This is a genomic window from Hirschia sp. (genome assembly GCF_058892565.1).
The window spans coordinates 38,504-50,387 of sequence record NZ_JBZXVU010000021.1 but is presented as its reverse complement, the minus strand read 5'-3'; the positions used below and the strand labels follow the sequence as shown (position 1 = coordinate 50,387).

General features: G+C 40.3%; 9 protein-coding genes, 1 tRNA gene and 1 CRISPR repeat array. Of the genes, 6 read left to right on the top strand and 4 right to left on the bottom strand.

From position 1 onward, the window contains the following. Window position 1 precedes the first annotated feature (1 nt). From AC5EF3_RS09000 to AC5EF3_RS08975, 6 genes are all read left to right on the top strand, one after another. A tRNA-His gene (locus AC5EF3_RS09000) sits at window positions 2-78 on the top strand. Window positions 79-292: 214 nt separating this feature from the next. Beyond that, window positions 293-1,495, top strand: a complete 1,203-nt coding sequence (locus tag AC5EF3_RS08995) for a tyrosine-type recombinase/integrase (RefSeq protein WP_493547803.1) — start codon at window positions 293-295, stop codon at window positions 1,493-1,495. A gap of 42 nt (window positions 1,496-1,537) precedes the next feature. Then, window positions 1,538-2,071 (top strand): helix-turn-helix domain-containing protein, encoded by a 534-nt coding sequence (locus tag AC5EF3_RS08990; protein ID WP_493547802.1) that lies wholly within the window; start codon window positions 1,538-1,540, stop codon window positions 2,069-2,071. Between the two features lie 170 nt (window positions 2,072-2,241). After that, window positions 2,242-2,523 carry a helix-turn-helix domain-containing protein gene (locus AC5EF3_RS08985; protein WP_493547801.1) on the top strand — a complete coding sequence of 94 codons (282 nt, stop codon included), beginning with the start codon at window positions 2,242-2,244 and terminating at the stop codon, window positions 2,521-2,523. Then, complete coding sequence (locus tag AC5EF3_RS08980; RefSeq protein ID WP_493547800.1) at window positions 2,520-3,278, top strand: hypothetical protein; 759 nt, start codon at window positions 2,520-2,522, stop codon at window positions 3,276-3,278. The genes AC5EF3_RS08985 and AC5EF3_RS08980 overlap by 4 nt, the downstream gene beginning before the upstream one ends. A gap of 162 nt (window positions 3,279-3,440) precedes the next feature. Further along, the gene (locus AC5EF3_RS08975; protein WP_493547799.1) at window positions 3,441-3,824 is read left to right on the top strand and encodes a hypothetical protein; all 384 of its coding nucleotides are present in this window, start codon (window positions 3,441-3,443) and stop codon (window positions 3,822-3,824) included. 743 nt (window positions 3,825-4,567) lie between these two features. Further along, window positions 4,568-5,196: direct repeats of the CRISPR family, unit length 36 nt; unit sequence GTTGCGGTTGGCTTACCTTTTCCAGAGTGCTAAGCC. Window positions 5,197-5,269: 73 nt separating this feature from the next. Here AC5EF3_RS08975 and cas2 read toward each other — a convergent pair. The 4 genes from cas2 to AC5EF3_RS08955 all read right to left on the bottom strand — a co-directional run bounded on the left by cas2 (window position 5,270) and on the right by AC5EF3_RS08955 (window position 11,777). After that, window positions 5,270-5,611: a CRISPR-associated endonuclease Cas2 gene (cas2, locus tag AC5EF3_RS08970; RefSeq protein ID WP_493547798.1), complete on the bottom strand. Its 342-nt coding sequence runs from the start codon at window positions 5,609-5,611 to the stop codon at window positions 5,270-5,272. A gap of 5 nt (window positions 5,612-5,616) precedes the next feature. After that, on the bottom strand, window positions 5,617-6,534 hold the full coding sequence (cas1, locus tag AC5EF3_RS08965; RefSeq protein ID WP_493547797.1) for a type II CRISPR-associated endonuclease Cas1: 918 nt from the start codon (window positions 6,532-6,534) through the stop codon (window positions 5,617-5,619). A gap of 62 nt (window positions 6,535-6,596) precedes the next feature. Then, the gene (cas9, locus tag AC5EF3_RS08960; protein ID WP_493547796.1) at window positions 6,597-9,776 is read right to left on the bottom strand and encodes a type II CRISPR RNA-guided endonuclease Cas9; all 3,180 of its coding nucleotides are present in this window, start codon (window positions 9,774-9,776) and stop codon (window positions 6,597-6,599) included. 348 nt (window positions 9,777-10,124) lie between these two features. Continuing rightward, a complete protein-coding gene (locus AC5EF3_RS08955) occupies window positions 10,125-11,777 on the bottom strand; it encodes a DUF262 domain-containing protein (protein WP_493547795.1) in 1,653 nt (550 codons plus the stop codon). Between the last annotated feature and the right edge of the window lie 107 nt (window positions 11,778-11,884).

Below are 11,884 nucleotides of genomic sequence, written 5' to 3'. Positions count from 1 at the left end.
TGCCGTCTTAGCTCAGTAGGTTAGAGCGCCTGGTTGTGGACCAGGAGGTCCCTGGTTCGAGACCAGGAGGCGGTACCACCACCACAAGTTGTATTTTTTGTGGTGGTTAGTTATTTTTAAAGTTAATATCCTGTATTTTCAGTCTTTTTGCGTTTTTGGTTGACATATTAAAAGCGAAAGTTTAGATGTACTATTTGTATTGTAAGTCATTAATGATCACTAAATGTACTTACTTGGTTGTGCTTGTTTGGGTCCTATTTGGGACCAAGCTTTACAGAAGATGGAGTATAAATTGGGAAAATCATCGAAACTAACTGTTTCTAGAGTTAAGCAACTTACTAGAATTGGTGAAGAACAGAAATTATATGACGCAGATGTACGAGGGCTATATCTAAGGGTTCGCGGACCAGATAAAGCTAGCTATTATGTCAGATACAAAGATAATGCAGGAAAGTGGAAGGACAGGGTCCTTGAGAATGTGACTATACTCAGTCTTGATCAGGCTAGAGAGAAGGCAAGGGAGGCACGTCTTACTAAAGGTAAGAGTTTTGAAATTACTCAAACTCCCACATTTGATACGTTTTGGGTGGATTATTGTCGACGAACTCGGGGTGGGAAGGCCGAGGCTACATTGGAGCGGCGGGATTCATTATATCGTGTGTATTTAAAAGGTGAAAATGAAGACGGGCAGATAATTAAAGCAAGAATTGGAAATATGCTTCTGTCTGAAATACAATGGGTAGAATTGGATGACTTACTGCTTGAAGTTATAGATGTTGGCAAAAAGCCTACTGCTTTGCAGTTAAGAGCGCTTTTAATTGATGTTTTTAAATACGCGAAGAAAGCAGGGCACATTTCATTAGACCCTACTGAGAGCCTCGAAACTATAAGGCGTGCAGAACCTAAAAGTCGATATTTATCAGAGAAAGAATACAGATACTTATTTAAGATATTATCAGGTGAATTTGATTTAAAAGCGGATAAGGATACGATATTCGTGGTGCTTCTGCTTTGCTTAACTGGTTGTCGAATGCAAGAAGTGCAAGAAGCGGATTGGTCTGAGTTTGATTTTTCTTCTAAGGTGTGGATTATACCAAAATCAAGAAACAAATCTTCACGCGATTATCATATTCCTCTTACTACAACAGTTCTCAAACTACTTAAATCTAAAGGGATAAAAAAGTCAGGAAAAATTTTTGAAGTAGGTGGGAATGCTGCTTCTCAATTTTTATTCAGGGTTTCAACGAGGAATAAAAAAACCTGCGATTTTTTTGATGCACCTGTTCGCTCGCACGTATTACGTCATTCACTCGTTACTCATTTGGCTGCTAAATTTAAAGTCCTTGACGAATTAAAAGGGAGGGTAATAAATCACGCTCCAGACAAATCGACTGCTTTACATCATTATGATCATCATGATTATTTACCTGAAAAAAGAGAAATTTTACAAATGTGGGATGACAATTTATGCGAATGGGGGCTTAAGTCTATTTAGATTATCAGTTAAAGATGACTTGAATTTAGTTGGGAGCAATTTATGACTAAAAATGCAGTAGGACGACCTCAAAATGAGAAGCGACTGAAAAGTGGGTCAGGCTATGCTTTAGCTAATTGGTTGAATACTAATTTAGCAGACCTCACTGATCTGACAAATGAGGAGTTGGCAATTAAATTAGGTTACAGCAAGCCTAATATTATATCCATGTGGAAGACAGCGCGAACTAAAATTCCATTGGATAAAATACACCTTCTTTCAAAATTACTAAATGTAGACTTGATGATTTTATTGCCACTCTATTTGGAGCAATATTCTAGTGCGGATGGCTACCTAGAGATACAAGCTTCACTATCGAGAATGGTAACAGCCAAAGAAGCGAAGATTATAGAATATTTGAGAGAGATTGCAGATAATCATGAATATGAATTAGTCGAAGACAAGAAAGATTTGCTTGCTAGTTGTTTTCGTAAGGTGAAAACAAAAGAATCTAATTCTGAAAGGGAGGCTTTCTATGAATCTAATTATAATCCAGAAGAAGACTACGGTTCTTTAGGAGGTAGGAATAAAACGTAATTGTAAATCATTGTTGACAATTATGTGGCGGTCGGATAACATATTATATACAACAAGTTTTAACTATTGCTGATTTCGTAGGCTCTGTATTTGTAACTCATTGTTGAGTTGAAATATGTGTTAGGATAATTGTATCTATAGAAGATAAATTTTATAAGAAAGATTTTAATATGAAGAATAAAATTAAATTAGAAGAGGGGGGCTGTTCAAGTGGCACCTCAGGTGTCGCGCAGAGAAAGGCCCCCCTCTTACTACGGTCGCAGACCGTAGCGGAAATGCTTAACGTTAACATTAACACTCTTAAAAATTGGAGATCAAAAAGACTTCATATCCCATATGTGAAGATAGGTGGTGCTGTTAGGTATGATTACCAGGATGTTTTAAATTTTATGAATAAAAATCACTGCTCAAATGTTGAGATACCTGCTTCAAAGTTTGAGTTAATACGATGAGTGCAAACTTACACATCAGTATAGACAATCAATCTATAAAACAGCCTAGCAAGATTGATTATCTATACTTCCTTAGAGATTTGTCTCCGTATGCCATACTTACTATAAATACTAATAACTATGGAAAATATGCGCAAACTCTTAGTCATGAAATTAAAGCTAGATTCCTGAATAACGATGTTTCACGCTTGATGATGGTTTTTGAAGAGATGTATTGGAATACTCATAAAGTTACTCGTCAAGTGGGATATCATGACCGCTTTCACGGTATAGGTTTTGTCGAAAAATTAGAAACCAATCCTCATGTTCATATTCTCCTTTTCTTTCCAGATAGTGTAAGCTTTATTTCTGAGGCAGAAAGAAGAATTGAAATTGATAGAAGAATGCATTTCCTTGTTTCTGAATTTTTAAAAACAGGTGATGAAGCGAAACTTTATGTGAGAGATCAACAATATAAATCATATCCCAAAGTTGCGGAGTGGGAATATTTACATCACCAGATAACCGGTAAAATTACACGCCGCCGAAAAGGTGCTGTTAAATCTGTATTTCCAGGCGGGGAATTTCACGTTGCAAGTATTGAAAATACTGAGCAAGATTTAAAGCAAGTGACTGGATATACAGCTAAAGAGCTATCGGACAGAAAGATTGCAAATGATAGCGGTTTCTTTTTGTTGAGTGAAAAAATGTCATTCAATCATTACAGGGGGCCGACTAAACTACCTGCTCTAGGTGGTTATAGTGCTATCCATTGAGTAAGCAATTTAATTGATATTACATATAAAGCGGTTGAGTTTTTGCTCGCCGCTTTTTTGTATTTTGAATGTAAGTTTCCCATTCCGCTTAATAACGTTTCCCGCACTAATTCGCGTTTTCAGCTGATAGTTTGTCTCTATATTCTAGCATTATGGAGATTTATGATGAAATACGCGGATTACATTTATGCGCCGCCTCAGTTGCGGTTAAACTATTTCCTATCAGATAGGTTGGATTGTGACGGAGAGCTTGATGAGAATTGTAGAAAATTATCAGCTTACCTTGGATACACAAATCATATTCAGGTAAAGAATTGGGTTGTACGAGAGCATCGGGTTGATCTGGATCATTTGGTAGCTCTTGCCGATTATTTTAACGTCGATCTCGGACAGCTTTTATTTTTGTGGCTTAGTCAAAGGATGGATGATTCAGCCGATGTTTTCCTAAAGAAGACAGCTGAAAGGATGTTAACTGCGAGTGAATACGCACTTGTTCAGCCGGTTTTGGATTTAAATGCTGAAGATCAAAGGGGGGATAGTGGTTGAAGGCAAAAAATCGAAAATAACGATGCTGTGGAGCCGTTTGATAAATTTAGCTACCCTACTAGGTGAATACACTCGTATCCCGCCATGCAGCGATCTGGGTGCGTTTATTGGGTATGTGTATGGGGTGCGGAGTGTCGAAATTTAAATTCAGGAAGTCTTAGGGGCATATCGGATGCTTTGACGGTGGTCCCTAGGCTTTTTTTAGAGAAAATTGCCTGAATTACCCGTATCTCGTTTCTTAGGTGCTTTTCTTAGAGAAATATCAAGATCTAAAAATTTTTGCAAATTACTAAAAGTTGTATCTAAGTTTTAAATTTATCGTTAAACAATAATAATCCGTTGTGTATTGCCGGTGTTAAACAGCAGGAAAATTATGTACTTTCCGGTTTGAAACTGCGTGATTTCAATGGTTTTGGGGTGAAATGCCAATCAAGCTTTGTATGTAAGGAATTAAACTTATTGGCTAAATATAGATTTTATTCCTCTTGAGTTTGAAAATTTGGCTACAAAAGCGAGCTTGATGACCCGTATTGAAACCGTAATGCTAACTTGTTGATATGAGAAAAAACTTATTTTGGATTTTGGTCTTGACGGAGCATAATCAAATATCTCCACAATAGTTGCGATGGTTGCTTTCTGGCTAGCTTGTATGCCGCCAGTGTATATATCGTCTAGAAACTGGAATTGGTGTACCTTTTCCAGAGTGCTAAGCTCTTCTCCCGTCAGTTTATCACCACAAGCACGTTGCGGTTGGCTTACCTTTTCCAGAGTGCTAAGCCTCACGAAGCCGCTCAGTGCAAGCTTTTTGGGTTGCGGTTGGCTTACCTTTTCCAGAGTGCTAAGCTGCTAAAGCATACTTTTTGAATGCTTTTATGTTGCGGTTGGCTTACCTTTTCCAGAGTGCTAAGCCCTTCATTATGGGGAATGTGTGGTGCGGGATGTTGTGGTTGGCTTACCTTTTCCAGAGTGCTAAGCCGATTTTTCGACGTGACCGGATGTGAGGAATGTTGCGGTTGGCTTACCTTTTCCAGAGTGCTAAGCCGCAAAAAGACCTTGAAGCGCCAAACTATCTGTTGCGGTTGGCTTACCTTTTCCAGAGTGCTAAGCCAGCTTCGCTTGACTCTTCACCCAGCACTTGGTTGCGGTTGGCTTACCTTTTCCAGAGTGCTAAGCCTGAGCAGCGCAAAGATACATGACGCCATTAGTTGCGGTTGGCTTACCTTTTCCAGAGTGCTAAGCCAATGGCTGGTGTTAGTCCTGACGGTCTTGTGTTGCGGTTGGCTTACCTTTTCCAGAGTGCTAAGCCCCCCCTAAGAACACAGACACAGGACAAAGAGTTGCGGTTGGCTTACCTTTTCCAGAGTGCTAAGCCCTTGTGTGTTGTAGTTCCTTGAATTAACTCGTGATTTTTGTGTTTTGGAATATTTAAATCACGAGTATTCATATTAAAACATAACCAATTGTTCTGGATTTTTTGGCGAATCAGTTTTTCGTTTCCCTCTAAAACAGATTATATTTTCATATTGCTTGTCTGTGAATTGTAGAACATCTACTTTTCCTTCGGGAGGAATAGCACGTTCAATTTGTTTGATAATAGCTGAAGCAGCATCCTTGCCGTTCGAATGGCGAATGTAAACAGAATACTGTGCCATTTCAAAGCTATGGTCTAAAAGATAATCTCTAAATTGAGTGTAATTTCGGCGGTCCGATTTTGAGTTTGTCGGAAGGTCAAACAATACCATTATCCACATGAATTTGTACTTTCCAAAATGAGAGATATTAGCCATTTAAATTACCTAGCCATTTTGGATGAAGAAGGCGGACCTGGGAGAGTTAATGATCCGCTTTTTTTTATATAGACATTGGCAAGCGATTTAGCGGCGGTATCTATACATAGCTGTAGGGGGCTGTTTCCAACTTTCGTGGATAAATCGAGCGATAAAACGCTAACGATTTTTTGTTTGAGATTGGGGTTTAATTCTATTGGGGCGTCTGGGGTGATATCGGAAGCTAGACCTTTGATTAGGAAATCAACCCAAGGGCGAAAAGGTTCCATTAGATCATCAGCTAGCCGTAATGCATCGCCGCGACTCTGATGTTTTATGGAGAGAGAAGGGTGCAGACCAGCTGCTAGTATAGAGCGCGACGTTGCTGCTCTTAAAACACTATAGCCATAATTCAGTGCTGTATTGATGTTTTCTGCATGTCTGTTGCGACGAAAATCTTTGCCCAAGAGCCTTTGCCAATACCGGCGCGCTGCTTGAGCTTCTAAATTATCAGGGTCTCCTGATTTTACTCTGGAGCCCATTGCTCTTAAATCTTTACAATTTAAAGATGATAGCTCTAGAACATCAGCTTGCGCTGTTATTTTAGCAGAAATGATTTGAGACCAAAGGCGCTTGTTTAATGGCTTTTTGGCTATTGCTTGAGCCTGCATTCTAAGGCCTTGGCTATGGTGACCATTGATGGGCCATATCACAGATGCAGGAGATTGATCTATTCCACAAATGACTACGGGAATGTTTGCTTCTGAAAGTTTGCTGCATATATTCACGGAAAAAGTAGCGCCGTAGCCGCGAATGATAAGTGCGGCCATATCATCAATAGCAACTTGACCGATTTTGCTGGAGTTTTGGGAGACTATTAAAAAACCACGATACGAGCTTAGGTGAACCCTTTCGGTTGATATTTCAACGATTCTATTCTGCATGCTCTTTCCCCGATAGAAAATGCAATCAGGTAATGCAAGAAATAAACCACTTTTGGTTGTGGCTAATCTAAGCCACAAGGGCTTACTTTTACGAGGGTAGCATTTGATTTTTGTAAAGAACTAGGAGCGAGAACTATTTCTTTCAGTTCTTTCTGCCTCACTCTAGCGTCAACGTTGGCTTCGAAGTGCTCTGCAAAATATATCCTGCCATGAGTAAATTTGCAGACATTGAATATGGCTGTTTTTCCGGCATAATTCATTTTCACCGCATCGCTTTTGCGTAATCGCATAAGGATCGGATTGCCATTTTCTCTTGTTGGCTTCTTCCACCAATGTGGGTTTGTTCTCGAGCGTTGGTTGGCGTCGAACGTCGAAATAATTTCACCCGTCCACTTTCCACTTTCATCAACCCAGATGTCGTAGCAATAATTTCCATCGCCTTTATAAGCTTTGTAATTTTGTCCAGCTTTATCCTTGATAGGGATTACGGTTAATTTTTCTTCTATTCTCACTTTATAAACAGGAGGTGTTAGTGACTTTCCAACCTCTGCAAGAGCTAATTTAAAGTCGCTGCCTGTCAGACCTCGCGTTGCAGATAGAAATATAGACTTCAAAAATGGGTCTCTTATTTTCTCTAAATCTGCAGTTTTCTCAAATGTTGAAATAGGTTTGCGCGTTACAACTGTCCGGCGGCCTTTTTTATCTGGTTGTCCTGCTTCGCCTTTAGGTAACCCGTAGGCTGTATCATTGTGCAAAGCTCCTTGAACACCATGATCTGGTTTATGGCTAACAATTATTGATCGTATTGATTCGGCTACATCTTCTCTAAAGCCCTCCCAAGGAGCTGGTGTGCCAGTCATTAGTTTGAAATTGAATTGGTCTTCATTCTGTTTTGCGTGTTTTGAGGCAAGCTGAAGAAGGCGAGTGTCTGTACAAGCGACAACTACTGCATCAATCGCATGGTGACGATGATCATGTCTATTTTTAATCTTAGCTTCCGACGGCTCGATATTGTGGCCATGCAATACGCTGTCTAATCCCCATTGCCATCTCAGGTCTGCAGTCAGACGACCGGGAATTACTCTAACGTTTTTGCTGTTATCACCCGGATAGATATGAGTGAGATAATCTCTTGCTAGGCGCGATATATATTGAGTGTCAGTGAGTTGCCGAGCCAAGAACCCCCCGTTAGTGCTAAATTTTTCCATAGCATCGGGTCGAAATCGCCATCTTTTATTTACAGGCAACTCAGCGGCACGTTTTGCTATTTCATCCCATTTATAAGGGCTGGGAGAGTGTCCGAATGCTTGAAACGGTGAGCAGTTGCCTTTGTCCCGATTGGCTTGGCGGGTTGCTAGCGTTTTGTTTGCGTAGCTATCGTCAAATGTCTTCGAGAAAGGCAGTATATGTTCTATTTCTACCTCTTCGGTGAATAACATATCTAACGATATTTGGTTTCCACTAAAAACACATCTTTTTCCAAGAGCATTGAGATCTTCAAAAAGGCGAAGCCTCATCCGATTGTTATAATGGTCTGGTATACCTAGTTCCAAAAGTTTAGCTCGACGTTTATCGTTGGCCTCTTGGTTTTCTTTTTGTTGCTTTTCTAGGTCTTTCTTTCCTTGAGCTGAAAGTGCCAAATCACGAGCGAGTTCGACAGTAATCTCTTCAGGTGGACCGAAACGTTTCAATAGGTCGTTCAATACGGCTCTGATTTGGTTTAAGGCGACGTGTACAGTTGGGTTGGCAACTTTTCCATACCGTTTCTCGTCAATATCTGTGATATTGCCTGAACCAAAACCTACGTGACGTTGAAGAATTTTTCCGTAGTAGGGAAGGTGGGTGTCAAATACTTCTCCAGTTTCGAAATTTGAATGGCTACCTAATCCGGCTCGTCGAACAGCTTCAGAGTATACAATATTATCTTTCTCTAACTCAGGAATGATACTATCGAGCGCTGATTTACTTAGGTTTCCATATCCAGATTGTAATGGAGCATCAGCAACGTTTCGAATTGTTTCATCCGATAGTTTGAAGTTGTGCTTTAAATAAGTAAAAAGTTTAGTCTCTTGTTCTTCTTCTAAGAGTGTATCAATAATTTGGTCTTGAGAGGCTAGAGGGAGTTTGAACCATGTAGTTCCCCATCTTCCTGCCTGAGACAACGAAGCGGCGGTCTGGTTTCCTACAAGGTGATCGCGTTTCTCAGACTCAACGTTGAAAGTAATTCTGTCCGACAGGTCGAGTAGTTTACGGATCTGCTTAAATGTTAGTTTTGCTGTTTGGTTGCTCGGTGTATTGAGGCGTTTAACAAGTGAGTCTCTTTGTTCAATGGTCAGTGTATGTAACTTCTCGCCAGGATAGCTGTACCTAAGAGCATTAACCTCTTGAAGTATTCTGGCGAGTTGAGAGGACGGCAAAGCTTTTGCTGCACGTTCCTGATCCGGTAAAAGCGTGCAGCGTCCTACCGAAGGAGGCACTAAACGGTGCTGCCATTCTATTGTGTCGCGAATTATTGTGCGAGCATTATCGGTGAGTGTAGTGGGGTGAAACCTACTTTGAACATTCCAAATTTTGTCGAATTCATCAAGAATAAGGTCTCTTGTTGGATAGTAATCGTATTGCCACTTACTTCCCTCACCAAGTTTTCTGACTCTCGCTGAGGGTTGTGGGGAGCGTTTTCCTTCTATTGTGTTAGAATTTGTTTGCGCGGTGTCAAAGCGTCGCTTCCCAAACAATTCACCGAGTGTTTGTGCGTTCTCTTGTTCTAATTTTATGAGAGTGCGTTTCGTTGCTTCGTGAACTTTGCCCTTTTCATTGTCCGTACGGTCGGTTTTACGATTGGATTTAAAACCACGTCTCTGATGTAAATGAAAAATTGCTCTCCCAATTTCATGAAGTTCAAGTCTTTCATGCAAAGCTTGGTATCTTAGAATCCATGGGTCTTTTTGAATGTGTTCATTGTTGGAGGCTGCATCCAGAGGAAGCAGATCGAAGTCTTTAAGCTCGCGAAGAAGTTTTGTACGTCTACGGAGGTATCTGTCTCTGTTTTTTCTAGCGCTACGTGGCTCTCGTCTTTGCGCTGCATTTGATTGTTTGTCTTTGGGGTTTCTACCATCTGAAAAAATACGTACGCCAGCACCTAAGATTCCAGATGGACTGTAATATCCATCTTCAAGACTTAGATTTATTGCAGCCCATCCAAGTGAGTTTGTTCCAAGATCGATCCCCAACCGCCACTTCATGCTGTTTCCCACCAATTTAACTATAAAAATTACTAGATAGGATTAATTTTCTTGATTTTGCAATATAAAGTAGTATTCTAGCGAGGCATTTAGCACTCTGGAAAAGGCGAGCTTTCCGTTAACAAGAACGAAAAGTTCACAAAATGCAAATAGGCGGCTGTCATCTGTTCGGGTGGCAGCCGTTTCTGCTTAATTCCATTGGAACGAAGGAGAATACTGACGTCGTACGAGACTCTGTCCATTGTCGGCGAATGTATTAGCTTTACTTTGAGCTCTGCATTTTTAACTTTCAAAAAGTATCGCGTATCTCTTCTGTTTCAGTATGAGTTCGCAGCTACTTTAGCTTAATCAAAGTCCTAGTATCTCAACAATTCCCTGAGCCAATTCATGAGTTCGGCTTTTAATCGAATCTGGTGACCAAATAGATTGTTTCGCTGTAGAGTTGGCGCCAATGAACCATTTTGGTGCTTTCATATAAAGCTTGCGCTTCGTTGCCCAATCATCATTACCTAATTTATAATTATCTTCTTTAGACAAAAGACAAAAGTTACCTAATTTGTTTCTTAGTTCTGCACGTTCATTTTCATCTGGAAAAGCCTTAATCCAATCATTTCTTGGGGCTTGTGGTAGGATATGTTCAACTTGTGCCAAAAAATGTGCATTCCCAATAAGACAATTATTTTTGAAGGCTTGCTCCGCTTCCCAAAGTTTAACGAGAGGACGGTAAGTGATTGCCTCAGTCATTGAGCTTGAAAGGGTTCCTTTTGCCTGCGCTAATTGCTCTGGATTAAAGAGAAGTCTTTCAAACCCGACTTCTCCATTAAGTTGGAAATTGTGCTCAAGTTTGGTTAGCGCTTTCTGGTAGATATTGTCCAAGCGACCCGACCAATTAGGCCACCCAAGTAGGTGTGCAGTGTAAGCTAGATACCGCACATCTTTAAGAAATTTGAGTTTTTTGTCTGGTGTCGTCACTTTGTTTTCCGCAAACATTAGAAGTGATTTCCAGTGAGGGTATTCTAGGGCGAGTAGTTGGAATTCAATTAATTCGGATTCGTCTCGAATTTTGACCTTTTTATTCGGGTCCCATTTGCATAAATTGGATAGGCGTTCACTAGTCTCTTTGTACGAGGCAAGAGATTCAAATAGTGATGTGCCGGACTGCTCAAGTGTAGAGAATGTTTTTTTGCTACTATCAAACTCTTCTTCAAATTCTCCAAGCGCTGAAGCAGAGTCCATTTTTCCATATCGAATAAATGAGGCGCATGAAATAAGGTCGGAAAATTCTACTCCTGTTGCCCGCTCTGTTTCATACCAAAATTCACCTAAAGACTTTGTTTCCTGTGCCTTAAAATTCTCTCCAAGAGCTTCAGACAATACACTTTTGACTAACTCATACCACTCCAGTTTGACACCTCGGTTGTTGGCGCGATCAAATAGGGTCAAGCCTTTATCATTTTCAGCCCACAGAGTGTTAAGGACAACATTGCGTAATACCCATGTAGCAAAGGCATCACGATTTAGAAGTTGTTCAAGGCGTGAAATAAACATCTTTTCAATACTATAAATTCGCCAATCAACAGGCATATTAAAAGAATGGCCGTATGTTTGGGTGTCGTTAACCACTCGCGTGAGTGCACCACCGCGTGATCGAATATCAATACGGGCTCTATTATCTTCATTGATTCTTACACTGGACAATTCTTTTGTCTTGGTTTTAGAGTCTCCTGAAGTAAGCCTAGAGAGAACAGCCATATAAATCGTAAGAGTTGTTAAACGCTGCTGGCCATCGTAAACTATTGCGAGGTCTTTACCTTCTTCCTTGGTGAGTATGATGGGACCAAGATAGTATTGGTTTTCTCTGTCTCGTTCAAAGGCGTCGACTAGATCATTGTGAAAAGTTTCACATTGCGAGACGTTCCAAATATATTGGCGTTGCACTTTTGCTGGTCTAAAATAGTGTCGTGATAGTAGCCATTCTATATCTATTAATTGCGCGTGCATTTTCCCCAGCCATTTTTCAAGCCTAGTGACTATTGCCACTAAACAATAAGATTGAGCATAAATTTGTGGTTATAAAAAGTGGGAAAGTGTAAGTTTGGCACGCAAAC

Coding starts and splice junctions, on each gene's coding strand:
- AC5EF3_RS08990 (WP_493547802.1), top strand. CDS start 1,538: ATGACTAAAAATGCAGTAGGACGACCTCAAAATGAGAAGCGACTGAAA.
- AC5EF3_RS08985 (WP_493547801.1), top strand. CDS start 2,242: ATGAAGAATAAAATTAAATTAGAAGAGGGGGGCTGTTCAAGTGGCACC.
- AC5EF3_RS08980 (WP_493547800.1), top strand. CDS start 2,520: ATGAGTGCAAACTTACACATCAGTATAGACAATCAATCTATAAAACAG.
- AC5EF3_RS08975 (WP_493547799.1), top strand. CDS start 3,441: ATGATGAAATACGCGGATTACATTTATGCGCCGCCTCAGTTGCGGTTA.
- cas2 (WP_493547798.1), bottom strand. CDS start 5,611: ATGGCTAATATCTCTCATTTTGGAAAGTACAAATTCATGTGGATAATG.
- cas1 (WP_493547797.1), bottom strand. CDS start 6,534: ATGCAGAATAGAATCGTTGAAATATCAACCGAAAGGGTTCACCTAAGC.
- cas9 (WP_493547796.1), bottom strand. CDS start 9,776: ATGAAGTGGCGGTTGGGGATCGATCTTGGAACAAACTCACTTGGATGG.
- AC5EF3_RS08955 (WP_493547795.1), bottom strand. CDS start 11,777: ATGCACGCGCAATTAATAGATATAGAATGGCTACTATCACGACACTAT.